Origin of the sequence: Brevibacillus sp. AY1, from assembly GCF_029870785.1 — a bacterium.
In the GTDB taxonomy this organism is placed as follows: Bacteria; Bacillota; Bacilli; order Brevibacillales; family Brevibacillaceae; genus Brevibacillus; species Brevibacillus invocatus.
On the sequence record NZ_JAFLPN010000045.1, the window covers coordinates 1 to 25704 of the forward strand.

Genomic DNA, 25704 nt, shown 5'->3' on the forward strand with positions numbered 1-25704 from the left:
TCTGGAATGTTGATGGTTGAAAATCTAAGAATGAGTGAGCAAACGCGAGAAAACATTAATTTATAGTGGGAGGTTTCAACACATGAAAAAGAATAGAATGGCTGCTTTAGGTCTTGCCCTGCTTTGCGCTGGTAGCACCTTTTTTATCACTAATCAGCTTAGTGCGAATGAACCTTACATGATTGAAAAATTAAACAACCAAAGCACACTCGAAGTTTTGGGTATCGAAGTAGACACAGATGCAATAAAATCTACACATTCAGTAAAAGACAAAAATGTTATTACTGATGTAAAAGGTAAAAAATGGGTTTATATTGAATATACCGATATAACCCCTTTCATTGATGACTTGGAAAATTACTACGAAGTGGATTTCGTTGGGACCTTTATTGATGTTCAATCAGCGATCATGAGAAAACACGCACAAATAGGGGATCAAATACCGATCATACTTCTGGACGAAGATTTACACGAAGGCACCTTCTCCTTTACTAGGGAGAGTGGAGAAACATTATCCTTCCCAATCCAGTTTGATTCCAAGAAAGGATGGACATACAAAGAACCTGTACTATTTGAATCAGCTCGATAACCATCCAAGGAGCCATTATTTGGCTCCATTTTTATGTATAAGGAAAGGTCTGAATGTAACCGTCTGGTTATTCGGACAGATGAAACAATCATCCTTTTCATCGTAGATCGAATTCATTGCGTTTTTGATGTCCTGTTTGGCTTTTCGGGTCTTACCTTTAATAGGTTACGTTCGGAATCAGGAAATCAATCATATTCATATCCGCACGATGCACAATGCATGAAGCGAATAACCCCCTTATACGTTCTTTTTCGGAAACTTTACCCATATGACGATCATGAATGTAGCGATGGGGCCGAGTAAAAGAGATAGCAAAAACCAGAAAAGACCACTTTCATTTTTGCTTTGCGCTAGACCTGCATTGATCAGAGCCAAAGTTCCCCAACCTACTACATACCCTCCTTCCATATAACTCGCCTCCCTGGTGTATGTATGAAAGCTTAGTATTAAAACTAGGTTGATTTCAGAATGAAAGCTCTGATAGTTGATTGTACTTCATCTAAGCGTTTGTCGGCATTTTGGCGCCGTAAGGATTCCTCCCAAGAAAAGCCATCGCCGTCAAAGCGGGGAATGACATGCAAATGAAAATGATTGAGGTCATTACATGATCCGCCATTTTGACAAATGCTGATTCCATCCACCTTATAAATCTGTTTCAATACAGAAGCCAACATTTTCGCTACATCCATAACGGCCATCAAGGTTTTCTTATCAAGCTCTTCCAACTCCACAACATGATTTTTCGGAAGAATCAAAGTATGTCCTTCGTGAAACGGATCGATGTCTAGAAAGCAACAAACCACATCGTCTTCATACACGATATAGGCAGGATCAAGCCCAGTCGCTAGACGGCAACCCAAACAATTCATACCAAAGCTCCTTTGTATAAAAAATTCATTTTAGTCTGGAAATAAGGAAGGAAATCAATTGGGTCTAGCCTTCTTCTTCTCAAAAGATTGCATCGATTTTTGGTAGCCTAGTTTTTCAAAAAACACTTCGTTGCCTGGTTGTGCTCCAAAAAACAGGGAGGTTGGGCTTGCATCCCAAGCAAGCTCCATTAGTTTTTTACCGATTCCTTTACCTTGATAGGAGCTTCTGACCAAAATCTCTGTAATGGTACTGAAGTAATAGCCATCGGACAGAATTCTCAGACACCCAACCAATGTGTTACCGTCAAAAGCAGAAATATTGATAGTATTATTTAAAGCCATACCCGTCTGTCCTGCGTTGTAGTTACCGGGCCAAACATCTTGAGCCAGTGAAAGAAACGCTTAAACGGAGAGTGATTGATCATCTACTATATAACAAATGTCCAAAATTAACACCTCGTCATGGATTGAAATCCTTTTCGCTTGCTGAAAATGATAGAAGTGTGTGCAGTAAAAAGGTCATGAACAAAGCAATACATAAGTAATCTCAGCCGACGCATTTTGCTAAGATGAAAGGAACAAAGCGCAAGGAAAGGAGCAAGTACAATGACAGAAATCAAACCAGTTGTACAAGCTGAAATGCTGATTCGCAGACCGGTTGAAGAGGTGTTTGAAGCCTTTATCGACCCGGAAATCACGACGAAATTCTGGTTTACCAAAAGCAGCGGGAGATTAGAAGCGGGCAGACGCATTCGCTGGGATTGGGAGATGTACGGGGTCTCGGATGAGATTCACGTATTGGAAATCGAGCCAAACAAGCGGATTCGGATCGAATCGTCGGACGGCACTCAGACAGAATGGAGCTTTACTTCCAGAGCGGAGCAGGAAGCCTTTGTAACGATTACCAATACAGGCTTTTCCGGAAGTAATGAAGACATCGTCAATCAAGCCCTCGACTCGATGGGAGGCTACACGATGGTGCTTTGTGCGCTAAAAGCGCTGCTGGAGCATGACATCTCCTTGAATCTCGTGGCGGACAGGGCTCCTGATGCTCATGTGACGCAATAGGAGATGGCTTCTTGTTCATAAGACGCAAGCAACCAAAGGCGGTAGCATAACGAGTTTGTTTAGCTGCCGTTTCCTTGTGCAGAGAAAAGGAATAGAATCACCCTCAACGTTTGAACCACCAACAGCGTTTCTGGTATTCCTCCAATGAAAGATTCCTCTTCTTCTCAAACCCGATCAACGTTAGCATGTCAACCCGATCACGAATATGCAGGGTCACCAGGTCGTATGGAGGTTCTCCATATCTGCCGCCGTAGGTGATCACTTCAAGCTTAAACTCAAAGGTAGGAAGACTAGGATCGCCCACACGCTTGATCTCACTGATTTTTTCACAGCCAAAGGGCTTTTGCAGGGTACTGCCAACCAGGTCCAGATATCGATTGATCAATGCTCCTTCCAGCAATTGCTCTCTGCTCTCCAGTGGTGCAGCGGATGAAACAGGTGCTACAAGCAAAAGCAGGGTTAAAAACGTCAATAGTATTTTTTTCATCGTATCACCCCTTTGTAGTATAACCGGTTGCTGATGGCGTCTATTACTCTTCAGATGCCACCCACCCAAATATGCTATGATGAAACGAGACACGCCATAAAAAGAAGACGAGGTGTTTGCTGTGGAGGGATTCGGAATCTTTCGTGAAGTGGTGACGGCGCAAGAAGAACTGAGGGAGTTGTTTGGCGAGCCAAGTAAAGTGGTTCAGAACAAAAGCATCACCCAATTGGATGAGCACTGCCGCAATTTTATCGCCAGATCTCCGTTTTTGATCATTGCAACAGCAGATGAAAATGGGAATTGTGACGCTTCACCGCGTGGAGATGCGCCGGGTTTTGTCCATATCGTCGATGATCGTCATCTGGTAGTTCCGGAGCGGCCAGGCAACAAACGAATGGACACACTGCGCAATATTTTGGACAATCCGCATATCGGTCTGATTTTCATGATTCCGACGCTGCAAGAGACGCTGCGTATCAACGGTCGAGCCTGCGTCATTCGCGACGCGGACGTGCTGGAAAACATGGCGGTGAACGGGAAGGCTCCGACGATTGGTATAGGGGTTCAAGTAGAAGAATGTTTCATCCATTGCGCGAAGTCATTCATGCGCTCGGGGCTGTGGAAGCCAGAGACATGGCCGGAAAAAGATAGGGTGCCTGATGCAGCGCAAATATTGGGTGACCACATCAAGCTGCCAGGTATGTCTGTGAAGGAAGTGGCAGAGGGGCTTGCGGACAGCTACAAAAACCGTTTGTATTAGTGTAATGTGCCGCAAGACTTTTCCAAAAAACTGGATTATGCTAAACTGACATACGATATTGTCCCAATTCTACGCTGGATGGAGGAAATCGAATGGCTACACAGATCACAGATCGTACGGTATTAAACAACGGTGTTGCAATGCCGTGGCTGGGCCTTGGGGTTTGGCGAGTGAAGGATGGCGAAGAGGTAAAGCTGTCTGTTCGATCGGCGATTGAGGCCGGGTACGAGAGCATCGATACAGCTGCTGTATACGGTAACGAAGTGGGCGTGGGCGAAGCGATTCGCGAGTCGGGAATAGCGCGCGACAAGCTTTTTTTGACCACCAAGGTGTGGAATGCGGACCAAGGCTATGAAACGACGCTTCAAGCTTTTAACGAAAGCATCAAAAAGCTCGGTGTGGATACATTGGACCTCTACCTGATCCACTGGCCGGTCAAAGACAAATACACGGAGACATGGAAAGCGCTGGAGAAGCTGTACCGGGACGGCTATGTACGGGCGATTGGCGTCAGCAATTTTCATGCGCACCATCTGGAAGAGCTGCGGGCGGTAAGCGAGATTGTACCCGCAGTTAACCAGGTAGAATTCCATCCGCTGTTAAATCAAAGAGATCTGCTAGGCTATTGCCGTGAACATCAGATTCAGATGGAAGCGTGGAGCCCGCTGATGCAGGGGAATCTCCAACATCCATTGCTTCTGGAGCTGGCTGAAAAGTACGGGAAATCTCCGGCACAAATCGTGCTTCGCTGGGATTTGGATCAAAAGGTCGTGACCATTCCCAAATCGATTACGCCTGAGCGCATCCGTCAAAACGCTGATGTTTTCGATTTTTCGCTGGAGGCAGATGACCTGGAGAAGATCACTGCGCTCAATGAAAACAAGCGTTTTGGTCCAGATCCTGATAACTTTAATTTCTAGAAGCATGACGAAAGAGCAGTCTCTCATGGCGGGAGACTGCTTTTTTGCGGCTATCTGCGATAGGTGAGAATGGTACGGTACATCTGCTTATCGCGCAGCTTGGCAAAAAGGGTAATGTCCGGACGAAGATTGGCTTCGATGATCCAGACCTTGCCTTTTGCATCGATGCCCATGTCGAACCCAAAGACGAGTTGAGATGAATAGTATCCGGACAGCCTTCTGGCGGCAAGCAGGGCAATGCGGCGAAGACGAGCTAGCACGGAAGGAGAGGAGGCGCGAATATTGGAGCGCTGAATCGCAGTGGAGAGAGGAAGAACGTATCCCCCGCTCCGTTTGATGTTGGTGATGATATACCCTCTTCCCGCCACTTTGGCCAGCATACCTGTCACGACCCAGGACGATCCTGGCCTTCTCTGCACCATGACACGCACATCGAAGGGACGTCCACCGACTTGTGCCAGGGAGATTCTCCGTTGAAGCAAATAGCGGGTACCTAGCTTGCGTCGGACGTAGCGATAGGCTCCTTTTTTACCGCGAATGGTTTTCCGCTTGGCGCCGCGATGCACTTGATAGGTTTCCTTTTTCACCTGGGTGATCATCAGGACACCTGCTCCGCCGCTTCCAGAAACCGGCTTGGCAATCACTTTGGAATATCGCCCAATAAAGGCAACAAAATTTCGTCGGGAAAAAGAGCGTGTATGCGGTAAAACGTTACGCAGTTCAGCACTTGATCGTAATATCCTGTGTTTGGTCAGTTTGGACTCGCTTTTTTTAGCCAAAAACTCCAATCCCCCCATCTCAAGTTCAATCCTGATCTCACTAGTCTATGTCTGGACAGATAGAACGCTTGGAGGGGTGTCCTTGCTGGGAAAAAATAGATACTAGCCTGTTCAGCTTACAATCTTTTCTTTACTCCTGAGTAAAATTTCGTATACTGAAAAGTAGTCATTCGTTTCATTAGGTGAAACTTAGCGGAAACATTTAGGAAGCAGGTGTAACAGATGGAAGAACCAAAAGCAAACGTGCGTGCCGTTGAGCGGGCATTGGAGATCCTGCTTTGCTTTACGGACTCTACAGATTTGGGGCTGAGCGAGATTTCTAACCGCCTCTCCTTGCACAAGAGCACCGTGCATCGTTTGCTGGCAACATTAGAAAACAAGGGCTTTTTAATCCGTGATGTACAGACGGAAAAATATCGTTTGGGTTTTCGGGTATGGGAACTCTCTGCCAATTTAAGCCATAATGACGATCCAGCAACTATGCTTTTGCCGGAGATGGAGCGCCTCCGCGACCTGGTAGAAGAGACGATCAGTTTGTATGTACGAGATGGTTACGAGCGGATTCGCATTCAGGCTGTACAAAGCAAGCAGCCGATTCGCAGGGTAGCGCCTGTAGGGGCACGCATGCCGCTTACAGTAGGAGCTTCCAGTAAAGTTTTAGTCGCCCATGCGGAGCCACATGACATGCATGAGATTCTGGAAGGTCTGGAATGGCCGGAGTATGTGGATCGAGATACGTATATCGAGCAGCTGGAGCCCATTCGCCAGCAAGGGTACGCTACCAGTGTGGAGGAAAGGGAGCTGGGAACGGCAGCTGTAGCTGCCCCAATCTTCAATCGGAATGGGCAATTGATCGCGGCCATTGCGGCTTCTGGTCCATCCAATCGACTGACCCAGGAAAAAATGAAGCAATATGCACCATATATTATGGAGGCAGCTTATCGAATGGGCAAAATGATGAAATAAGAAAAAAGCCAACACTGACAAAAGCTGTGCCAGTGAAGGCTTTTTTTTATTTTTTCTTCTTGCCCAGTCTGTATTCCGTGTGCAAGGCAGCCCAAAATGGCTCTACAGCGTTGTCGGCGAGGAAACGGCTGCCGCGCTCTTTGACGTAATCACTCATTTCCTGATAAAAGTCGGGGTCGCACAGACGCTGGTATTGGTGTTGTATGTCATAGGCACTGATGACGAACAGCGGATACTGCTCACCGAGCAAGGCGACGTTGCCGATCGTTTTCGTCGTCAACACAGGGACCCCTAGAGCCATATATTCGAGGATTCGGGACAAATAAGAGTGAGAGGGATTCTGGTCGCTCGTTTTATCAAAGAGAAGTGCCAAGCCAATTCCGCTGTTCACGATCATTTTCTTGGTTTTCCACATGGATTTTTGTCCGTTGTCCGATACGCCAGGAGTACGGAGCAATTGTACCGCACGTTTGCGGTATTTGCCGACGATGGAAGGATAGAGGACGCGCAGTCTGGCTCTGGGATGCTGTTTGCGGATGAGTTGGATGGCTTTGACTGCAACGGATAGGCCATAGCGAGGACGGATCACACCCGCCATGATCAAATGGAGAGGATCATCTTCGTTACGCTTCTGAATCTCCTCTTTGGAATGCTCGACGAACTGTGGCAAGACCTTTATTTTTCGATCCAGCTCTTGTGTCGAATAGCTCCCTTTATTCAACTGGTATTGCCGATAGCGTTCAGCATTGGGTTCCGTCTGAAAAAAGATCATGCGCGAGTTGCGGAAGAGGTAATCCGTTCTGCTCATGATGTACGGGTCCTGCAAGTTGTACTGAGTCGCTAAATATAAGAGCTTTTTGGACAGTGAATCTTTATACTGAAGCAATTTGTGGGCATCATTGCGTCCGCGCACCAGGACGAAATCGTACGCCTTCTTCTGATCGAGCGAAATGATTTTGGTGGTCGGGTCATCGGCATGAATAAATTGGACATGGTGAAAGCGAAAGCCCCCTGTTCCATTTCGAAACGAAAAAGGGAGGACGCAGTCGAAGGTATACTTTTTCTGCTCGGAAGCAGGTAGGTTGTCTATTTTACGATCAAGGGCACGCAGCATGATAAAAAATTGCAAGACGTTACCTTTGGGCTTGAACTCATGAAGTGGACAATAAAAACAAATTCTCACGGGACTCTCTCCTTCGCAGGGCTCTCCACTATGGTATGGGTGAAAGGGCGAAGGGGTGAAAAAAGAAAGATAGTTAACTTGAATAAAAAACTTTACTAGAGTTAATTTTTGTACTATTATAAACTCAACAAACAGTCGAAAAGGAGTTTGTCATGACAGAAAAGATTTCCCTGCGGGATCGGAAGAAAGCCAGAACCAAACTGAACCTGCTACAGGCTGGCTTGAATCTGATTGGGGAAGGCACGTTTCGCAATGTATTCGTGGAGGATATTTGCCAGCAGGCCGAGGTGTCCAAGGTTACGTTTTTTAAATTCTTTCCGCAAAAGGAAGACATGCTGATCTACTTTATGAGTGTCTGGCAGGCGGAGTGTTACGTGGAGCTGGAGGAAACACCCAAGCGGGGCTGGGCTGCAGTGCGACATATATTCGCCAAAGTAGCCGATCAGGCGAAGAGTCAACCTGGCATCATGCTTAGCTTGATCAGTTTTTTATCTGAGCAGAAGATGCATCCGTGGATTCCGATCCTTTCCGATTCCGAGCTGCAGCTCTTGTTTCCGAACAGGGAGGATTTCTCCGCAATCGCAGCAAGTACCTTAGATACTCTTTTCCGCAGATGCGTAAAGGAAGCGAGAGAGGATGGGGAGCTGTCTGAGCGCCTTACTGAAGAAGAGGCAGTCGCTTTGTTGTTCACGACTTTTTACGGATCGTATTTATCCGCTCACCTTTGTCAGTCCTCCGAGTACATGGCTTTTTATGACATGCATTTGAAACCATTGATGAGGTAGGTGTTTTTAGTGGGAAAAGTAGTACCTGGACGCTTTACGGCAAAGATGGAAGGCTCCTTCGTAGTCTTTATCATCGGAATGAGAATCAACAATAGGCTCGCTTTGCACAAATGGGTTCCTGTAGCAAGTGCGATGGGAGGGATGCTGAAGGAGCTGTATCAAAACCCGGAACTTGGTTTTTTGGGCACCACTTCGCACTGGAACATGCGAGAGCTGACCACAATTCAGTATTGGCGCTCCTACGAGCATCTGGAGAACTATGCGCGACATAGCCACAATCATTTGACGGCGTGGCGAAAATTCAATAAGGCTGTAGGGACGGATGGTACGGTCGGTATTTTTCATGAGACCTATCTCGTGGAAGAGGGGAAGTACGAGTGTCTTTATGGCAATATGCCCGTATGGGGGCTGGCTCAGGCTGGGGAGCATGTACCGGCTGTAGGCAAGCGAGAGACAGCGAGAAGAAGATTGGGTGGAGAGAACGAGCCAGCTGTTCCCAGTCCTCCCCAGTAAGCGGCAAGATGCCTTGAAGGTAGCTGACCTTCTTAGAAATCAGGCAGGTTGTCCAGGTTGTTTTCTTTGATGCCATCTGGCTCGCTGCGCAAAATATCCCGTCCGTATTTGTGAAAGACGTCGACATGAGCCAGCTTTCCGGCCTTTGCTTCTTGTAAGGCCGATACATAATCGAGCTCTCGTCCTGCATGACAATCCCTCTTCTTCATTAACTTGTCTTCTCTTTACAGTAGACATGCACATCAAGTAAAGTTGGAATATTAAAGAAACTTATTGCATGGTGTAGGTAGACCAGAGAATAGAAAGAGCCACTTTTCGAAGCGGCGAAGGAGTGAGAGTCGCGGATGGGGAAGTATCGCGCATGGTGGTTGCTATTCTTCTGCAACCTGTTTTGGGCGGGCAATTTTGTGTTTGGAAAATATGTCGTGACCGTGATGAGCCCATTGTGGCTTACGTTTTCCAGGTGGGTATTGGCCTTGATTGTATTGATCCCGCTCGCTATCTTCATGGAGAAGCCGGACTGGAGGAAAGTAGCCAGACAGTGGCTGCCTCTGTCCATGATGGGGTTGATGGGTGTGATCGGGTACAATCTGTTTCTCTATTCTGCTCTGGAGCATACATCTGCGACCAATGCGGCATTGGTTGCAGCGCTAAATCCGGGAGTCATCGTGTTGTTTTCCTTCTTTTTGCTGGGGGAAAAGATTACCCGTATGCAAGGAATGGGCTTTGTGATTTCGCTTTTCGGCGTTCTTGTCATATTGACACGAGGCAATCTCGGACAGATCCTGGATACGGAGTATAATCGCGGGGATTTGCTGGCGATCGGGGCGCTTCTGGTATGGACGTTCTACTCGATCATCGGCAAACGGATAAAAGGCGTGACTCCGATCACGGCTACCGCCGCTTCGACGCTGCTTTCGGTCGTCATGATGCTGCCTTTTGCCATCGTGCAGGGAGTTGATTTGACAGCGATGAATCCGCTTGCTATCACAGGATTTCTCTATATTGTCCTGTTTCCTTCGATCTTCTCCTTTGTCTTCTGGAATATATCGGTTCGTGCGCTGGGAGCCAACAAGGCAGGCATCACCCTCAACCTGATTCCGGTATTTACCGCGATCATCAGTGTGCTACTCGGTGAGAGCCTTACCCAGCCGCAGATCTGGGGAGGTCTGCTCGTCTTCCTGGGAGTTACGGTTGCTTCTGGTATAGTCAGAGGTCAATGGAAGGGCAAGCAGAACAAAGGAGTAGAAATATAGCATGAGAAAAAACAAAGAGGCAGGTCAGCGCATCAGCGTGTCCTGCTTTTTTTCGTTGAACGATAAATGAACATGTAGAAAAAAGGGCAAATTCTGACTCTTATGAAAGGAAACAGCGTCTGAGATTACTATCCTAACGAGCGACTGGCATGACTCATGACGGTTTGAAGGTACGACTGCAATTCTGTAATAAATAACTTCTGCTGGAGTTGATCGAAAGGAATCGTCTTTGACTTCGCCAGAGGATGATCTGATCGGATGGCCAAAGCAAATTCTTCGTGAAACAAGGGAATAATCGAAATACTCTCATCAGGTTTGAGAGGAACCGTGGTAACCCCAAGATCTCTTGTGCCGTTAAGGACCTGTTCGTAGACATCCGTGGTTTCCGTAACGCTTATCGATAATTTGGGATAAGTTTTATGGAAATCGATTAGTAAAGCATCAAACAGCAAATCCCCGTCTCCCGGTAAAATGCCAATATCGAGTCTGCCGCCTTCCATCCTCTTAAGATCCGAAACCGCTCTTTTTGCATAGTCAACGTGTTCAAAGATGACATGGCTTTGTTCAAGCAGGATTTTGCCTGCGTCCGTTAACGTGATCCGCTTTCCAATTCGATCGAATAGAGGGAGTTCAAGCTCGTTCTCCAAAAACTTGATCTGCTGACTCAGATTCGACTGGGTTATACAGAGTTTATACAGCCAGAAGGCTTTCCTAATACCATTCGCTGGAATGTCGGTCATATGGTTTATTGGTGGGTACATACGCTTCGCTAAGATTTCCACTTCCTAGTTCCGCTCCCCTTGGAGGGGTGGAATCACGAGCAGCAAGGCAAAGAAAGGTTCGAGGAATTGATTGCATTTGAACGCTCCTTATTGCAGGTGCAATTGACTCCGCTCGTTGAGCTTGAAAATGAGCGTTTCGGAATGGTGGTATTTCGTGCAGAAGGAGACCTGAATGGTCTGCCTTATCTCAATGAGCTTACAGTCGTTTTTGAGTTCGAGGCGGGTCGAATCCGCTCCTTCCGTGAATATGTAGGCATGCCCTTTAAAAAACTACGAAAACCCATAATAGCTGAAAGAAAGAAAAAGGCCCCGTCTCATAAATACGGGGCCTTTGCTTTAAGTTGGGTGGGTGCTGTATCGAACTTATTTGTCAATCAAAGTCTTACGCGTTTACTTTTTTACCTTCATCCAGCAATTGGCGCAGAACGGTTTGCAGGATACCACCGTTGCGGTAGTAGTCTACATCTACCAAAGAGTCGAGGCGAACAATTACGTCGAATTGGAAGCTGCTGCCGTCGTTGCGAGTAGCTGTTACAGTGACGCGTTGTCCTGGTTTTACATCGTCAGATAGACCTTCGATGCTGAAGGATTCTGTTCCGTCGATACCCAGGGATTTCCAGCCTTGACCATCTGCAAATTGCAGCGGCAGTACGCCCATACCAACCAGGTTGGAACGGTGAATACGCTCGAAGCTTTCTGCGATAACCGCTTTGATGCCCAAGAGGAAAGTACCTTTTGCTGCCCAGTCACGGGAAGAACCAGTACCGTACTCTTTACCAGCCAAAACAACCAGTGGAGTACCGTCAGCTTGATACTTCATGGAAGCGTCGTAGATAGACATAACTTCGCCGGATGGCAGGTATTTGGTTACGCCGCCCTCAGTGCCAGGAGCCACTTGGTTGCGGATACGGATGTTGGCAAATGTACCGCGCATCATGACATCATGGCTACCACGACGAGCGCCGTAGGAGTTGAAGTCTTTGCGCTCCACGCCTTTGCTTTGCAGATAGAGACCTGCAGGGCTGGTAGGCGCGATGTTACCTGCTGGAGAGATGTGGTCAGTTGTTACGGAATCACCAAACAGTGCGATTGGGCTAGCTGTTTTGATGTCGCTGATGTGACCTACATCACCTTGCAGGTTTTGGAAGAATGGGGGCTCTTGGATGTAGGTGGAGTTTTCATCCCACTCGTACAGGTCGCCAGTTGGTACTTCAATTTTGTTCCACTCTTCGTTTTGGGTGAAGACTTGACCGTACTCAGCACGGAACAGAGCAGGGTTCATCGCTTTGTCCATAGCACCAGCAATTTCTTCTGGAGTTGGCCAGATGTCTTTCAGGTATACAGGTTGACCGTCTTTGCCAGTCCCGATCGGTTCTGTAGTCAGGTCGATGTTTACAGTACCCGCCAATGCGTAAGCGATAACCAGCGGAGGAGAAGCGAGGTAGTTCGCTTTTACCTGTGCATGGATACGGCCTTCGAAGTTACGGTTACCGGACAGCACAGCTGCTACAGTCAGGTCTTCGTCAGCGATTGCTTTGCTGGTAGTCTCAGGCAATGGACCGGAGTTACCGATGCAAGTGGTGCAACCATAGCCGACTACGTTGAAGCCGATTGTGTTCAAGGAATCGATCAGACCTGCGTCGATCAGATATTGTGTAACAACACGGGAACCTGGAGCCAGGGAGCTTTTCACGAATGCTGGCTTTTTCAGTCCTTTTTCGACTGCTTTTTTCGCCAGGATACCAGCACCGAGCATGACGCTTGGGTTCGATGTATTGGTACAGGAAGTAATCGCTGCGATTACAACAGAACCTGTTTTCAGCGTAGCTTCTTCGCCGTTTGGATATACGACTGGAGCTTCAGCTGCAATTTTCTCTTCGGAAAGACCAAAACCGCCTTTTTCGATCGGTGTTACGAGACTTTCGTTGAAGGATTGCTTCATCGCAGTCAGCTCTACGCGGTCTTGTGGACGTTTTGGACCAGCCAAGCTAGGTACGACTGTGGACAGATCCAGTTCCAGTGTTTCGGAGAATACTGGGTCTGGAGTCTCATCTGTACGGAACAGACCTTGTGCTTGGGTGTATTGTTCTACCAGGGCAATCAGGTCTTCTTCGCGGCCTGTTTGACGCAGGTAGTTGAGTGTTTCAGCGTCTACTGGGAAGAAGCCCATAGTCGCGCCGTACTCAGGAGCCATGTTGGCTACAGTTGCACGGTCAGCCAGCGAGATGTTGGACAGGCCGGAACCATAGAACTCAACGAATTTACCTACTACGCCTTTTTTACGCAGCATTTGGGTAACAGTCAGAGCCAGGTCAGTAGCTGTTGCACCAGGGCTCAACGTACCAGTCAATTTGAAACCAACCACTTCTGGTGTTACGAAGTAGAGTGGTTGTCCGAGCATTCCTGCTTCCGCCTCGATACCACCTACACCCCAACCAACAACGCCAAGACCGTTGATCATGGTTGTATGGGAGTCCGTACCTACGAGGGAATCAGGGAAAGCAACGAGTTCGCCGTCTACTTCACGAGTAGCTACGACACTAGCCAGATATTCCAGGTTTACTTGGTGAACGATACCAGTAGCAGGAGGAACAGCACGGAAGTTGTCGAAAGCAGTTTGTGCCCAACGCAGGAAGCGGTAGCGCTCTTGGTTGCGTTCGAATTCGAGCTTCATGTTGTTTTGCAGCGCATCTGGGTTACCGAAATCGTCAACCATGACAGAGTGGTCAATAACCAGGTCTACAGGGACCAATGGATTGATTCGTTTTGGATCTCCACCTGCACGCTTCATCGCGATCCGCATCGCTGCGAGGTCAACTACAGCCGGAACACCGGTGAAGTCTTGTAGAACGATACGAGCTGGAGCGAGCGGTACTTCTTGGTTTTCGTCGCGGCCTTTGGTCCAGGTCGCCAGTTGTTGTACGTGTTCTTTGGTGATGGCACGACCATCGAACTGACGTACAGCTGCCTCGAGCAGTACTTTGATGGAGAACGGCAGCTTGGAGATTTCACCAAGACCTTGTTCTTCCAACCCTTGCAGGCGATAGTAAGCAAAAGACTTGTCGCCTACTTGTAGGGAAGATTTCACTTTGTAAGCATCTTTGTTAGACAATGTATACAACCTCCCTTGGATAACTTGGGGTTTCATCTGATGAAACTAAGTTTCGTTATAGATTACGAACTTATTATACTCGATTTGTTACCGGTCTTCTACCCCAAATTCATCATTTCTATACAAAATCGTGCGGGAAAAAACAACGCCATATGTTCTGGGCAGAATGGAGGAGGATTCCTGTTCTTCATCTATTATCTCGAACGGGAATCCATCACATGCAGGAAAAAATCGATCTTGTGGATTACCTTTCGTACTCCTGGAACGTCCATACTTAAGCAAAGCACTCATTGGGCAGCATTTTACTTTGCCAATCCTGCTGCTAGGACTCAATAAAGGGTCAACAGATAGAGAATGAATCGACAGCGAAAATGGAGTGCGGCACATTGCTTCAAGCCGACACTCCATTTGTTTTGAATCGTTTCTTATATAAAAGGAAGCTTCATCATGCACCGATGTATTTGGCGTGCAAGGTGCGCGCAAGTGAGATGTCATCCGTGCCCTGCACGAGTACCCGTCCGTCCGGAAAAACGACAAGCGTGTGCGGATCAACGTGAAGCCGGAGCAAGAAGCGGTTTCGTTCTACCTGTCCGAGCGGAGTGAGTCGTTCCTCTAGCGCAGCGAGATCCAATCCGCCTTGTCCCGCAGCAGGTGAGATTTGTACGGTATCGCGTCCGCAGAGGGAAACGGCTTGTCCATCCTGGGTATCCGGCTCCAAAAAGGAGAATTCCCGCTGCCCGCAGCAAGGACAGTCGGAGCGGCGCGCGTTGGCAACCTTGATCTGTTGATGCTGGTTGTTCCAGATGTCAAAAGTCTCGAGGTTGGGATTGAAAGCATCTTCTGCTCCGACCAGGATTTTGAAGGCCTCTGTAGCTTGGTAGGACGCGACGATGTGAATGATCGGACCAATCACACCTGCCGTATCGCAGGTAGCCATTTCGCCCGGATTGGGAGCTTCCGGGAACAGACAGCGCAGGCAGGGGGTTACCCCTGGGCGAATCGCGGTAAAGGTACCGGTAGCGCTGACCGCTCCGCCGTAAACCCAAGGAATGCCGTGCTTGACACAGACGTCATTGACCAAGTATCGGACTTGAAAGTTGTCTGTGGCATCCAGTACCAAATCTACATCTGTCAGCCATTGCTCAGCATTGAACGCGGTCAAGTCAGCGACGATCGGCTCGATTTCGACTTCGGAATTGATGCGCGACAGCTTGGCGTGTGCGGCGATCGACTTCGGGAGGTGCTCGGCAGCGTCAGCTTCATCATAGAGCATTTGGCGCTGCAGATTGCTCGGTTCGACGAAATCGCGGTCAATCAGCCGTACAAAGCCGACTCCAGCACGGACCATGTGGTTGGACAAGACGGTACCCAGAGCGCCCATCCCGACGATGGCTACCCGGCTTTGACGCAGCTTTTCCTGTCCTGCCCGCCCAATCGGGGCGAACAGAATCTGACGGGAATATCGTGTGTTCACAGGTTAGTCCACCTTTCCGTCATACGTCGCGAGTGGATTCCAAGGTCCTTGCTGATGACCCTTCCACTCACTGCCATCCTCCCACATCTCTTTTTTCCAGATGGGAACGATCTGCTTCAGTCTTTCGATTGCATAGCGGCCTGCCTCGAAGGATTCGTTGCGATGGGGGGTGGCCACCGCTACGATCACAGCGATTTCTTCGATCTTCAAATCTCCGATCCGGTGCTGCATCGCAACTTGTGCACCCGGCCAGCGTTCTTCGATTTCAGCAGCGACCTGCTTCATCTTTTCTACGGCCATCGGCGCGTACGCCTCGTAGGAAAGGTAGACCGTTCGCTGTCCATGCGTGAATTCGCGCACGGTTCCGACAAAGGTAAGAATAGCGCCTGCATGCGGGTTGCTGACCAATGAAACCAGCTTGTCTGCGCTCAGTGGTTCTGTGGTTATGGCAAAACGCGGTTCCTCCCCTCCGCTCACAGGGGGCAGGAGCGCAATCTCATCATTTGCAGAAATGATATAATCCGGAGCCGCATATTCGTGATTAATAGAGACAAAACAGCTGTTCAGAAGAGGGGAGAGCGCGGGATGCTGTTCGGCCACTGCCTTCAACAAGTCGCGTACAGTTGCCTGTTCGGGCAAGGTCAGTTGAATCTCCCGCTGATTGGCTCGCTCGGCCAGTCCGGCAAACAACAAAATCGTAATGGTCAAGGTAACTCCTCACTTCCCGTAGATAGATTATCCGTACTCTATGGCTTGAAGATACCACACTTAGTGGGAGATGCCAATGAGTGGGCAGGTCGGAAAAGAAATTGCGAGAAATCCCCTTTTTTTGGAATCCTCTCGCGGGTTTTATACGTCATAAGGAATAGAGTAATAGCTACAGGTGTGTATGAAGGGGGACAATGGATTGAAGAATTTTCTTCTGGGTTTGAGTGTGGGGTGTTTGGTAACGGTAGGAGCTGTTTGGTTCAGCTTATCGCCCGAAAAGGAGGCGCTGAGTCAACAGACGATCGATTTGGAAAAGGAAAATCAACAGCTCCAGCAGCAGGTAACCACTTTGAACATGACCATCAAAGCCAATGAAGGAAAACGAAACAGCCTGCATCAAGAGATAGAAGAAACAGAAAAGCATTTGCTTGAATACCAGCGGGTTGTATCTGAAGTTCTGCACGGCGATGGGGAAGATTATGCGGTTGAGATCATCGCAGATGATGAAGAGGAAACGGTTGTTTATTCACCAGGCTATAAGGAAGATGTACCCCGAAACACAGACTTGCAGAAATTGTATATTCTGCGCATTCTCAACCAGCTGCCAGACGTGAAAGGAAGCACGATCACCCTGTGGAGCAGCAAGGAAAACGCCCAGTTGTATGCAGCAGGCACGTATCCCAATGACGGTGCGGAGGGCTGGAGCGGCATGAATGCCAAGTTTGCGACATTAACGAAAAAGCGCGATGAATACTACCTCTGGCACCACCTCAGCGTGCATGAAAGCGATCCAGTCGGGTTTGGACTGTATGCGGTTGAGGGAGAGTGAGGGGGAAAAACGAGCTAACCATCATGATTAAAGAGCGTTAGCTTGTTTTTTTGAAATGTGCGTTGGGACTATTTGGTACATCAGTACAAGCACATCCTGGCAGGACAGATTCAAATGGAGGACATACTTGTCGGACGAATTGTGAAAAATGGGGTCTTTCGTATGGACAATATCATTATCATAACAATGGAAGCACATCCTCGGGTTCAACACAAAGTAAAGGAGCACCAGATGCACCGACAAATAAAACGGTAACTGAACAAGTGGTTCAGAAAAAAGTAATCGTTGCTGTTGATCAGGCTCCAGTTCGCTATTCACCAAATGAAGCATCACAAGTCGCTGCAACTTTATGGTACGGATACGGAGTAAGCGATCTGAGTGGGGCAACAGATGGCTATGTAAATATAGATCAAGGCTATCTTGCGAAAACGCTTCTAGTCGAGTATGTCGTCAGTACACCATCAACTGTGACCATCGCGACAGATAAAGGGTACTTTTTTTCAATTCCAGATTCAACGAGTAAAGCCCGCGGGAGTGCCAATAAAGGTACAATCGTACACGTTGTGGGAGAAGCAAACGGGTTTTATTATGGTTCTACAGTAGATGGCAATGGCGATGTCCTCGTTGGGTTTGTTTCAAAAAGTGTTGTGAAATAATACAATCCTTCCATTTACCGAAAGACCTGTTTCGCTACAAACGGGTCTTTTTTTATTGGTCACCCCACCACTTTCCTGATTGCATTTCTTCAGCGTCAGGAGTAAGGTAAGGAGTGAAGGAATCATGTGCGAACGAGGACATTTTTGCAGCATATCTGGAGGGCTGAATGAACGATCAATTGACGCATTTTAATGAACAAAACCGTGCGAGAATGGTGGACGTTTCAGAAAAGGATGTAACCAAGCGTGAAGCGGTAGCCTACAGTCGCATTGTCATGGAGCCGGAAACCTTGGCTCGTATCCGCGAAGGACGGGTAGCCAAAGGAGATGTGCTTGCTGTCGCGCAGGTAGCGGGCGTCATGGCTGCCAAAAAGACGTGGGAAATCATCCCGATGTGCCACCCCCTTCCTTTGACGGGAATCGATATCTGTTTTTCTTTTGCAGACGAGCAAACGCTGGAGATCGAGGCGACAGTCAAAACGACAGGTAAAACAGGCGTTGAGATGGAAGCACTGACAGCAGCCAGTGTTGCGGCACTTACGGTATACGATATGTGCAAGGCAATGGATAAAGCGATGAGCATTGAATCGACTAGTCTCCTGAGCAAAACAGGCGGTAAAAGCGGGGATTTTAAACGGGGAGACCGATAAAACATGATGGAGAAATGGAGATCCTATCCAGGCAGCATTCGTCTTATGGCGATTGCTGCTGTTATTTCTTCCACAGGGATGGCCTGTATCTGGCCGTTGGTCACGATCTATATCCACGACCACCTGGGAAAGCCGCTGACGGTGGCCGGATTTTTACTGATGCTGAATCAGGGAGCTTTTCTGGTCGGCAGTGTGATCGGCGGTATGATGTTTGACCGATGGGGCAAACTGCGAACACTCGTCATTGCATCAAGCGGAATTATCGGTATTTCAGTAGCGCTGGGATTAACCCAAGATTTTACGATGTATACGATACTCTTGCTGTTAAACGGACTCTTCTACGGCATGCTGTCGCCGGTGATCAATGCCCTTGCTGTTGTTTTGTGGCCACAGGGTGGTCGCAAGGGTCTCAATATGATATACGTAGCACAAAATGCGGGTGTGGCAGCAGGAGCGGCGCTGGGGGGCTTATTGGCTAGCGTTTCCTTTGCTTGGACCTTCTTTGGTAACGCCATTACGCAAAGTGTTGCGCTGATTCTCTTCGTTCTGATCCTGCCTCGTTATTTGAATAACAGTGCGATGCAGCAGACAGTGGCAGAAGAGCAGCAGTCGACGTCAGGGGAGGCGGCAATTGGAAGGCTGCAGGTCTCTCGACAAACGGTATGGATTGCCTTGCTGTTACTGTGCGCAGGGCTCTTGATTAGCTGGATCGTATATGTGCAGTGGACGACAGTCCTGTCCAGCTACATGCAGTCGCTCGGTATTTCACTCAAGCAGTACAGTCTATTGTGGACTCTGAATGGCGCTCTGATTCTATTTGGTCAACCGTTGATCTCCTGGGTGATTCGACGTTTTGCCAAGACGCTCATTTCGCAAATGCTGCTTGGTTCTTACGTGTTTGCGCTATCCATGCTGATCCTGACGCAGACAACAGCATATGCAGGCTTCTTCGCGGCGATGTTCATCATGACGCTGGGTGAAATGCTGGTGTGGCCAGCCGTGCCAACAGTCGCTGCACAGTTCACTCCGGCAGGTCAGGAAGGATTTATCCAAGGGCTGGTGACTGGCACAGGCTCCGCAGGTCGTATGCTGGGGCCGTTGTTAGGAGCTGTGCTGTTTCAGGAGTACAGCGCTCAAGGACTGCTCTACATCATGACCGGTCTTGCCTTGGTTTCAGTCGGATTCTTTGCCCTGCACCACCAGTTCGTCAAACGGAGCAACAAGCCTCTTACTCCTAAACCTGTGGCTGGAAAAATGTAAAGGACGAGAACGAGCTAATTCTTGACACGCAACAACACCTAAAGTAGTATGGAGAAGATTCAAAACATTATATTCCGTGCGTTTTACTTAACGTGCAGGAATTAATAAGCGTCAAGCTTATGAATTCCGGAGCGCATGGCAAGGTGCCTCAGCGTCCGCTCCCGGCATTACATCGGTAAAACTTTCCGCTAAAACGCGGTCGCTCATCTTGAATAAGCCTCGATAGAGGTTTTCCTACCATAAAGGGGTGGAGGGCCTGACCCGAAGAAGCCCCACAGCAACTTGAGCTGTGCCAATTCTTGTCATGCAGTGTTACACCCCTTTTTCTGAAATGGAAAGAGGGGTTTACTTTTTTCATGTAAGTGTAAGACCCGATACAGAAAGGATCTGAAGAACGATGCGCATCCAACCCGCTGACATGATCGACCGGTTGCCGACTCAATTTTTTGCCACACTCGTAGCTAAAGTGAATAAAGTCATTGCTGCCGGTCATGACGTGATCAACCTGGGACAGGGAAATCCTGATTTGCCTACCCCGCCACATATTATTGAAGAGCTGCAAGCACATGCTTTGAACCCCCTGCATCACAAGTATCCACCCTTCCAAGGACGCCTGGAGCTGAAGCAGGCAGTGGCGCAATGGTACAAAAACGAATTCGACGTCGATCTGGACCCAGAGGAAGAGGTAGCGATCCTGTTCGGCTCCAAGACCGGGCTGGTGGAAATCTGCCAGGTGCTGATGAACGCCGGAGATGTCGCATTGGTTCCCGATCCGGGCTACCCTGATTACTGGTCTGGCGTGGCCGTTGTCGATGGTCGTATGGTGATGATGCCATTAAGGGAAGAAAATCAGTTTTTGCCTGACTACGGAAAGCTGAAGCAGGAGGATTTGGATCGCGCCAAGCTGATGTTCCTGAACTACCCGAACAACCCGACAGCAGTCAATGCACCTGTGGAATTCTACGAAGAGACGATCCGTTTTGCCAAAAAGCATGAGATCGTCGTCTGCCACGATTTCGCTTACGGCGCGATCAGCTATGATGGTAAAAAGCCGGTCAGCTTCATGCAGCTGCCAGGTGCAAAAGAAGTGGGAGTGGAGTTCTACACGCTGTCCAAAACCTATAATATGGCTGGCTGGCGAGTCGGGGCAATGGTGGGCAACCGCGAGCTGGTCCGTCTGATCAATCTGATCCAGGATCACTACTTTGTCAGTCTGTTTGGAGCTGTTCAGATGGCGGCAGCACGCGCGATGACGGACTCCCAGCAATGCGTTCGCGATCTGGTAGCAGTCTACGAGGGGCGCCGCAATGCCCTTTACTCCAATCTTCATCGTATTGGTTGGCAAGCCCAGCCGTCGCAAGGCTCGTTTTTTGCCTGGCTGCCAGTACCAAGCGGATATACATCGGAAGGCTTCTCGGATCTTTTGCTCGAAAAAGCACATGTTGTCGTAGCTCCAGGAAACGGTTTTGGTCCTACCGGTGAAGGCTATGTCCGCGCTGCCTTGCTGTCGGATGAGAAGCGACTGGCGGAAGCCGTGCAGCGCATTGAGCGTTTGGGTTTGTTTTCCAAAGTGAAATAAGGAAGAGAAGGAAGCAGGAGGACAGGAGGAATTCGGTGCTTTTCTGTGTGTTTTCCTTCGCCATCCCTTATAATGGAAGGGAGGGTGTTGGCAAATGGACGGAGCCATTATCGTTCCGAACAAGGCCTTGAACAGACGGGGTGTCTTACTTAAATAGGACAAAATAATGGCTCCAGTTGTATGAGCTAAAAAGAGAAACGGAGAGAGGTTTATGCAATCGATAGAGCATGAAACATAACAACCTTTTGTAAAGAGCAGAGGACCGCCATCCGTGAAAATTGTTTTGAATTTTCGAAAACGATGATGACGGAGGTTGGGAATCCTTGATGAATGACGAGAAGTTTATTGCCTTTTTGCGTGGTGCAAATCAAACCTTTCAAGGCTGGGATTTTTCCTGGATTACAGGTACGGGTCGAATGAGCAGCGAGCTGCTTTCCTGGTCATATGGGAGCATGGCTATTCCTTTGATTCAAAAATCAAAAGCATTGCTCGATATGGGGACGGGTGGAGGGGAGCTGTTGTCCAAGCTGAGACCCTTCCCGAGGACGGTAGTCGCTACCGAGGGGTACTCGCCTAATCTGCCAATTGCTAGAGAGCGGCTGGAGCCTTTGGGAGTAAAAGTGGTCGAGGTGGACAATGATGAATGCCTTCCATTTCTGGATGCGCAATTTGATTTGATTCTAAACAAGCACGAGTCTTTCGTACCCCATGAAGTGAGAAGAATTATTTCGGATCGAGGAGTTTTCCTTACCCAGCAGGTCGGGGGTCTGGATTGTATGCAAATCAATGAGGCTTTTGGCGTATCTCTCGAACAGAACGCCAAGGAATGGAATCTGGAGAAGACGATCCAGCAATTGGAGGGTAATCGATTTCAAGTGGTAGAAGCCAAAGAGGAGTTTCCCGTTCAACGTTTTTACGATGTCGGGGCGTTCGCCTATTATTTGCGCGCCATTCCTTGGCAGGTACCTGGCTTAAACATGGAAGAACAGATCGAAGTCTTCTATCGGATTCATCAAATGATCGAGACCAAAGGGTTCTTTGATTGCGAGCAGCATCGCTTTGTGATTCTGGCAAAAGCATAGTAAGATTTTTAATGCCCACAGTGAAGATTGCTGTGGGCTATTTCTAGTATGTATTCGAGCTGCATGAGATGCTTTGTGAGCAGAACAGGAAATTTTTCAAGGAACCTTGCTGAAGCATTCTGAATAATCATATATGGGCAAAGATCCATTCGGAATACTCTGGAGTGGATCTTTTTGTAGGCGCTATCAAAAAAGGTGTTAGGAATGAACTAGCGACTAGCGGCCTACTTGAGCGGAATTGTAAGCATTTTTGTTTATAGTAGATAAGTGTTGCTTTATCATTTGATTTTTGGCGAACTCCAGTTTTGGAGAAGCCCATTTTTTCATACAGATAGCAATTTCCTTCCTCCTCAAGCATCGTTGCTAATTCCCGGCTGATGGATTGAGGATAAAGGGGAGTATAAATTTCCCTACTATAAAAACGGGCGGAAAAGGAGACAATAAAAATCATTCTCACCGTTGACAGATAATGATTTTCATTATACGATGTCTTTGAGGTAATTGATAATGAGTATCAAAGCCAATCCTTACATAGCTGGAGGGTGCCATGCGCTATCAGATAAACGGTTACACCGATATGTATACAGTGATCGCCAACGAGCGAAAGATAGGCGGAGCCATTGAAGCTGGCTCGATTCGTCTGCGTAGCGGCGAAGTGTTTGCCAATGCGGTTCTCACTCGTATGGAAATGTCCGGTACGCATTTTTGTTCCATCGGCTTTGTGACAGAGGAAGGCAAAAGGCTGATTGTCCATGTGGACGATATCAGCATGATCGCAGATGCTCGCCATGTGGATGTTCGCGAGTTGACCAATGATACGATGAGAGAAGAAAAGACGGCTGAGCGTTTGAAGCGTCTGAAGCGCCTATGCGAGCTAAACGAAGGAAGCTGTACGCTGACCTTCCAGGAAGAAGCGACTCTTCTGGCACAAGATATTGGTCTGGACGTGGCACGTGCTCATGTAGACCTTTCCTTCTTGCCTCAACAGGAAAAAACACGTGTGGTGCGGATCGCCTAGTCATATGAAACGACTGTATTCCCCCTTTCATTGCGAAAGGGGGTTTTTTATATGGACCGATTGCATGTAGGCTATCGATGATTTACATATACTGGAAAAAACTCAAACGCTGGCGCATCTTGGCCGAGACGAAAGACAGTCAGAGCTTTACTTTTTTTCATTCAGAGAGACTGGAAAGTGGTATAATCGGGTGGATATTCCTTCCATCTGAGGCGGCGTATTTGTTCCAACTGGAAAAAGAAAGGTAGATTGTGATGTCACGCACATTGGTCATATCCGATATTCACGGGCATGTCGAGGGCTTGGAATTGCTGCTGATGCTGGCAGAGTATGCGCCTGAGAAGGATCAGCTCTTTTTGCTGGGGGATTTTATCAGCAAGACGCCGGAAACATGGGGGGCGCTCGACACGATACGCGCGATGATGTACCGGGGAGCTCGCGCGCTGGTGGGCAATACAGAGCTCTGGCTGGTCGAGAAGCTTCGCGATCAGGAGATTACCGGTTCGCTTGAGGAAAGCATCGCCTTTATCCATGAGCTGCCGTACATGATACAGCACGAAGAATACGTATTTGTGCACGCTGGACTTCGACCAGGAATCCGTCTGGAGGATCAGGAAAAATCAGATTTGGCCACGATACGCGAGGATTTTTGGGGAAGCGACTACGTGTTTGAATCCACGGTCGTTTTTGGCCACACGCCTACCTACAAGCTGGGAGCTGCTCGCGGGGAGATTTGGTGCCAGCCTGACAGGATCGGCATTGATACCGGAGCGAAACACGGTGTCCGACTGACACTGGTCGATCTGTCGAATCAGCTTGCTTATTCTTGCTCGACAGCCGAGCAGGATCGCTACGAGGATGTACGCATCAAGCGATTGCAAAAAGGTTAGCTTGTACCGTAAAAAGGCATTGTCCTATTGGATGGCGCCTTTTTGTGGTCTCGTTGATTTCCTTCGACATAGCTAAAACCTATCCCCCGATAGCTAGCGAGGATTGGACTTTACAACATGACAGTGATAAAACAAGATTAAGCAAAATCAAGGGGGAACGGAACATGGAGTACTCATTTTCAAAATCTACTGAAGCTTTGACTTCTTCGGTTGTCCGGGAAATCTTGAAGCTGACCCAAGGAAGTCGGGTGTTGTCCTTGGCTGGTGGACTGCCAGCAGCGGATTCATTTCCAATCCAAGAAATGCGAGAAGCTTTCAATCGTGCTTTTGACTTAGGCGCAACAGCGCTCCAATATGGTTTGACAGATGGTTATCTTCCCCTTCGCGAATGGGTCGCCGAGCGAATGAAGGCAAAACACATGAATGTTGGCGTGGACAATATGTTGCTCACCACCGGCTCCCAGCAGGCCGTCGACTTGCTCAGCCGTGTCTATCTGGACGAAGGCGACGTCGTGCTGGTAGAAAATCCGACTTACCTGGCTGCTATACAATTGTTCCAATTTAAAGGAATCCGCGTCATTCCGGTGGACGCGGACGAAGAGGGCATGAATCTGGAGGATTTGTCCAGAAAAATTGCGCAATACAAGCCTAAAATGGCCTATGTCATTCCTACATTCGCCAATCCAACTGGAAAAGTGTGGAGTATGGAACGCCGTCAGGGTCTGCTCCAGCAGTGTAAAGAAAACAACATTTTGATTCTTGAGGACGATCCATACGGAGAGATTCAGTTTGATGGAGAGGCGCCATATCGATCCATCTTCTCACTGGATGAGCACCCGAAAAACTCGAGTGTCGTTTATACCAGCACCTTCTCCAAGATCGTAGCGCCAGGCTTGCGAACAGGCTGGGCACTAGGTGACGAACGCGTGATCCAGATGATGATCAAAGCGAAGCAAGCGGTGGATTTGCAATCCAGTACGATTGACCAGATTGCCCTGCATCAATTGTTGTCCAACTTTGACTTGGTAAGTCACATTGATAAAATCCGCGCTTCCTACAAAGAACGGATGGAATGGATGAACGAGCTGCTGACCCGCCAGCAGTGGGAGGGAGTCACCTGGCAAAAGCCTCGTGGAGGCATGTTCCTTTGGATGACGTTGCCTGAACATTTTGTATCTGCAGATCTTTTGAAGATCGCAGTGGAGGAGGGCGTAGCTTTCGTTCCAGGTGAAGCCTTCTATGCGGCAGATACGAAAAAGAATACCATGCGTTTGAACTACACCTTGCTCAACCGCGAAGATACCGAGCTGGCCATTACGAGACTCGGAGCAGCATTGGAGAAGTACAGCAAGGTTACAGTGTAACAGCAAAACAAGGATACGGACGGAAGTAAAGAGGCAGCCTGCATAAGGCTGCTTTTTTGCTATATAGGAAAGTATATAATTTTGAGGGGCGCAAGTCCCTCTATTTGTTGGTAAAATCGTTATAT

26 protein-coding genes and 2 pseudogenes are annotated in these 25704 nt (G+C 48.3%); 17 read left to right on the top strand and 11 right to left on the bottom strand.

Going from position 1 to position 25704, the window contains the following annotated elements; genetic code table 11:
* The first annotated feature begins 82 nt into the window (after window positions 1–82).
* A complete protein-coding gene (locus tag JZI27_RS21800) occupies window positions 83–589 on the top strand; it encodes a hypothetical protein (RefSeq protein WP_122908625.1) in 507 nt (168 codons plus the stop codon).
* Between the two features lie 237 nt (window positions 590–826).
* Here JZI27_RS21800 and JZI27_RS21805 read toward each other — a convergent pair whose 3' ends face one another.
* Genes JZI27_RS21805 through JZI27_RS21815 form a run of 3 tightly spaced genes read right to left on the bottom strand, consistent with a single transcriptional unit; the run spans window position 827 to window position 1800 of the window.
* Window positions 827–997: a hypothetical protein gene (locus tag JZI27_RS21805; RefSeq protein ID WP_183184922.1), complete on the bottom strand. Its 171-nt coding sequence runs from the start codon at window positions 995–997 to the stop codon at window positions 827–829.
* 44 nt (window positions 998–1041) lie between these two features.
* A complete protein-coding gene (locus tag JZI27_RS21810; RefSeq protein ID WP_280209278.1) occupies window positions 1042–1458 on the bottom strand; it encodes an HIT family protein in 417 nt (138 codons plus the stop codon).
* 54 nt (window positions 1459–1512) lie between these two features.
* Window positions 1513–1800 carry a GNAT family N-acetyltransferase gene (locus JZI27_RS21815; protein WP_183184920.1) on the bottom strand — a complete coding sequence of 96 codons (288 nt, stop codon included), beginning with the start codon at window positions 1798–1800 and terminating at the stop codon, window positions 1513–1515.
* 264 nt (window positions 1801–2064) lie between these two features.
* Here JZI27_RS21815 and JZI27_RS21820 point away from each other — a divergent pair, with 264 nt between their 5' ends.
* The gene (locus JZI27_RS21820; RefSeq protein ID WP_280209280.1) at window positions 2065–2526 is read left to right on the top strand and encodes an SRPBCC family protein; all 462 of its coding nucleotides are present in this window, start codon (window positions 2065–2067) and stop codon (window positions 2524–2526) included.
* Window positions 2527–2629: 103 nt separating this feature from the next.
* Here JZI27_RS21820 and JZI27_RS21825 read toward each other — a convergent pair whose 3' ends face one another.
* Window positions 2630–3013, bottom strand: coding sequence for a hypothetical protein (locus tag JZI27_RS21825; RefSeq protein WP_280209282.1), 384 nt, complete (start codon window positions 3011–3013; stop codon window positions 2630–2632).
* A 121-nt stretch (window positions 3014–3134) separates the two neighbouring features.
* Here JZI27_RS21825 and JZI27_RS21830 point away from each other — a divergent pair, with 121 nt between their 5' ends.
* Together JZI27_RS21830 and JZI27_RS21835 are read left to right on the top strand one after the other, a co-directional pair.
* Window positions 3135–3773, top strand: a complete 639-nt coding sequence (locus JZI27_RS21830; RefSeq protein ID WP_280209284.1) for a pyridoxamine 5'-phosphate oxidase family protein — start codon at window positions 3135–3137, stop codon at window positions 3771–3773.
* A gap of 92 nt (window positions 3774–3865) precedes the next feature.
* A complete protein-coding gene (locus JZI27_RS21835) occupies window positions 3866–4693 on the top strand; it encodes an aldo/keto reductase (RefSeq protein ID WP_251243487.1) in 828 nt (275 codons plus the stop codon).
* A 50-nt stretch (window positions 4694–4743) separates the two neighbouring features.
* On the opposite strand, the gene JZI27_RS21840 is transcribed toward JZI27_RS21835, so the two are convergent.
* The gene (locus JZI27_RS21840) at window positions 4744–5472 is read right to left on the bottom strand and encodes a YheC/YheD family protein (protein ID WP_122908788.1); all 729 of its coding nucleotides are present in this window, start codon (window positions 5470–5472) and stop codon (window positions 4744–4746) included.
* Between the two features lie 222 nt (window positions 5473–5694).
* Between JZI27_RS21840 and JZI27_RS21845 the strand changes: the two genes are divergently transcribed.
* Complete coding sequence (locus JZI27_RS21845; protein WP_122908618.1) at window positions 5695–6438, top strand: IclR family transcriptional regulator; 744 nt, start codon at window positions 5695–5697, stop codon at window positions 6436–6438.
* A gap of 46 nt (window positions 6439–6484) precedes the next feature.
* On the opposite strand, the gene JZI27_RS21850 is transcribed toward JZI27_RS21845, so the two are convergent.
* The gene (locus tag JZI27_RS21850) at window positions 6485–7621 is read right to left on the bottom strand and encodes a glycosyltransferase family protein (protein ID WP_280209286.1); all 1137 of its coding nucleotides are present in this window, start codon (window positions 7619–7621) and stop codon (window positions 6485–6487) included.
* A 152-nt stretch (window positions 7622–7773) separates the two neighbouring features.
* On the opposite strand from JZI27_RS21850, the gene JZI27_RS21855 reads away from it, so the two are divergent.
* Together JZI27_RS21855 and JZI27_RS21860 are read left to right on the top strand one after the other, a co-directional pair.
* A complete protein-coding gene (locus tag JZI27_RS21855; RefSeq protein ID WP_122908616.1) occupies window positions 7774–8406 on the top strand; it encodes a TetR/AcrR family transcriptional regulator in 633 nt (210 codons plus the stop codon).
* Window positions 8407–8415: 9 nt separating this feature from the next.
* Window positions 8416–8919 (top strand): DUF4188 domain-containing protein, encoded by a 504-nt coding sequence (locus JZI27_RS21860; RefSeq protein ID WP_280209288.1) that lies wholly within the window; start codon window positions 8416–8418, stop codon window positions 8917–8919.
* A gap of 32 nt (window positions 8920–8951) precedes the next feature.
* Here JZI27_RS21860 and JZI27_RS21865 read toward each other — a convergent pair.
* Window positions 8952–9107: pseudogene (locus JZI27_RS21865) on the bottom strand (DUF3892 domain-containing protein); the annotation flags it as partial.
* Window positions 9108–9263: 156 nt separating this feature from the next.
* Here JZI27_RS21865 and JZI27_RS21870 point away from each other — a divergent pair.
* Complete coding sequence (locus JZI27_RS21870; protein WP_122908614.1) at window positions 9264–10175, top strand: DMT family transporter; 912 nt, start codon at window positions 9264–9266, stop codon at window positions 10173–10175.
* 128 nt (window positions 10176–10303) lie between these two features.
* On the opposite strand, the pseudogene JZI27_RS21875 reads toward JZI27_RS21870, so the two are convergent.
* From JZI27_RS21875 to JZI27_RS21890, 4 genes and pseudogenes are all read right to left on the bottom strand, one after another.
* A pseudogene (locus tag JZI27_RS21875) lies at window positions 10304–10864 on the bottom strand (LysR family transcriptional regulator); the annotation flags it as partial.
* 475 nt (window positions 10865–11339) lie between these two features.
* Window positions 11340–14069: an aconitate hydratase AcnA gene (gene acnA / locus JZI27_RS21880; RefSeq protein WP_280209293.1), complete on the bottom strand. Its 2730-nt coding sequence runs from the start codon at window positions 14067–14069 to the stop codon at window positions 11340–11342.
* Between the two features lie 445 nt (window positions 14070–14514).
* Window positions 14515–15543 (bottom strand): ThiF family adenylyltransferase, encoded by a 1029-nt coding sequence (locus JZI27_RS21885; RefSeq protein ID WP_122908611.1) that lies wholly within the window; start codon window positions 15541–15543, stop codon window positions 14515–14517.
* A gap of 3 nt (window positions 15544–15546) precedes the next feature.
* Window positions 15547–16251 (bottom strand): molybdenum cofactor biosynthesis protein, encoded by a 705-nt coding sequence (locus JZI27_RS21890; RefSeq protein WP_280209295.1) that lies wholly within the window; start codon window positions 16249–16251, stop codon window positions 15547–15549.
* Between the two features lie 199 nt (window positions 16252–16450).
* Here JZI27_RS21890 and JZI27_RS21895 point away from each other — a divergent pair, with 199 nt between their 5' ends.
* The 9 genes from JZI27_RS21895 to JZI27_RS21940 all read left to right on the top strand — a co-directional run bounded on the left by JZI27_RS21895 (window position 16451) and on the right by JZI27_RS21940 (window position 25579).
* Window positions 16451–17080 carry a hypothetical protein gene (locus JZI27_RS21895; protein WP_251243482.1) on the top strand — a complete coding sequence of 210 codons (630 nt, stop codon included), beginning with the start codon at window positions 16451–16453 and terminating at the stop codon, window positions 17078–17080.
* A gap of 50 nt (window positions 17081–17130) precedes the next feature.
* Window positions 17131–17736, top strand: coding sequence for a YHYH domain-containing protein (locus JZI27_RS21900; RefSeq protein ID WP_280209297.1), 606 nt, complete (start codon window positions 17131–17133; stop codon window positions 17734–17736).
* 167 nt (window positions 17737–17903) lie between these two features.
* Window positions 17904–18386, top strand: coding sequence for a cyclic pyranopterin monophosphate synthase MoaC (gene moaC / locus JZI27_RS21905; RefSeq protein WP_122908607.1), 483 nt, complete (start codon window positions 17904–17906; stop codon window positions 18384–18386).
* A 3-nt stretch (window positions 18387–18389) separates the two neighbouring features.
* Complete coding sequence (locus JZI27_RS21910) at window positions 18390–19646, top strand: MFS transporter (protein ID WP_280209299.1); 1257 nt, start codon at window positions 18390–18392, stop codon at window positions 19644–19646.
* A 397-nt stretch (window positions 19647–20043) separates the two neighbouring features.
* Entirely contained in the window at window positions 20044–21225 is a 1182-nt protein-coding gene (locus JZI27_RS21915; RefSeq protein ID WP_251243480.1) for a pyridoxal phosphate-dependent aminotransferase, read from the top strand.
* Between the two features lie 323 nt (window positions 21226–21548).
* Window positions 21549–22307: a class I SAM-dependent methyltransferase gene (locus JZI27_RS21920; RefSeq protein WP_481752840.1), complete on the top strand. Its 759-nt coding sequence runs from the start codon at window positions 21549–21551 to the stop codon at window positions 22305–22307.
* A gap of 547 nt (window positions 22308–22854) precedes the next feature.
* Window positions 22855–23325, top strand: a complete 471-nt coding sequence (locus tag JZI27_RS21930) for a hypothetical protein (RefSeq protein WP_122908603.1) — start codon at window positions 22855–22857, stop codon at window positions 23323–23325.
* Between the two features lie 254 nt (window positions 23326–23579).
* Window positions 23580–24215, top strand: a complete 636-nt coding sequence (locus tag JZI27_RS21935) for a metallophosphoesterase (RefSeq protein ID WP_122908602.1) — start codon at window positions 23580–23582, stop codon at window positions 24213–24215.
* A 164-nt stretch (window positions 24216–24379) separates the two neighbouring features.
* The gene (locus JZI27_RS21940; protein ID WP_280209301.1) at window positions 24380–25579 is read left to right on the top strand and encodes an aminotransferase-like domain-containing protein; all 1200 of its coding nucleotides are present in this window, start codon (window positions 24380–24382) and stop codon (window positions 25577–25579) included.
* The last annotated feature ends 125 nt before the right edge of the window (window positions 25580–25704 follow it).

Bases quoted from the DNA above. Each gene is read 5' to 3' on its own strand.
- JZI27_RS21835 (WP_251243487.1), top strand. From the start codon at position 3,866: ATGGCTACACAGATCACAGATCGTACGGTATTAAACAACGGTGTTGCA.
- JZI27_RS21815 (WP_183184920.1), bottom strand. From the start codon at position 1,800: ATGGCTTTAAATAATACTATCAATATTTCTGCTTTTGACGGTAACACA.
- moaC (WP_122908607.1), top strand. From the start codon at position 17,904: ATGAACGATCAATTGACGCATTTTAATGAACAAAACCGTGCGAGAATG.
- JZI27_RS21930 (WP_122908603.1), top strand. From the start codon at position 22,855: ATGCGCTATCAGATAAACGGTTACACCGATATGTATACAGTGATCGCC.
- JZI27_RS21820 (WP_280209280.1), top strand. From the start codon at position 2,065: ATGACAGAAATCAAACCAGTTGTACAAGCTGAAATGCTGATTCGCAGA.
- JZI27_RS21810 (WP_280209278.1), bottom strand. From the start codon at position 1,458: ATGAATTGTTTGGGTTGCCGTCTAGCGACTGGGCTTGATCCTGCCTAT.
- JZI27_RS21910 (WP_280209299.1), top strand. From the start codon at position 18,390: ATGATGGAGAAATGGAGATCCTATCCAGGCAGCATTCGTCTTATGGCG.
- JZI27_RS21800 (WP_122908625.1), top strand. From the start codon at position 83: ATGAAAAAGAATAGAATGGCTGCTTTAGGTCTTGCCCTGCTTTGCGCT.
- JZI27_RS21805 (WP_183184922.1), bottom strand. From the start codon at position 997: ATGGAAGGAGGGTATGTAGTAGGTTGGGGAACTTTGGCTCTGATCAAT.
- JZI27_RS21935 (WP_122908602.1), top strand. From the start codon at position 23,580: ATGTCACGCACATTGGTCATATCCGATATTCACGGGCATGTCGAGGGC.
- JZI27_RS21825 (WP_280209282.1), bottom strand. From the start codon at position 3,013: ATGAAAAAAATACTATTGACGTTTTTAACCCTGCTTTTGCTTGTAGCA.
- JZI27_RS21855 (WP_122908616.1), top strand. From the start codon at position 7,774: ATGACAGAAAAGATTTCCCTGCGGGATCGGAAGAAAGCCAGAACCAAA.
- JZI27_RS21845 (WP_122908618.1), top strand. From the start codon at position 5,695: ATGGAAGAACCAAAAGCAAACGTGCGTGCCGTTGAGCGGGCATTGGAG.
- JZI27_RS21915 (WP_251243480.1), top strand. From the start codon at position 20,044: ATGCGCATCCAACCCGCTGACATGATCGACCGGTTGCCGACTCAATTT.
- JZI27_RS21870 (WP_122908614.1), top strand. From the start codon at position 9,264: ATGGGGAAGTATCGCGCATGGTGGTTGCTATTCTTCTGCAACCTGTTT.
- JZI27_RS21940 (WP_280209301.1), top strand. From the start codon at position 24,380: ATGGAGTACTCATTTTCAAAATCTACTGAAGCTTTGACTTCTTCGGTT.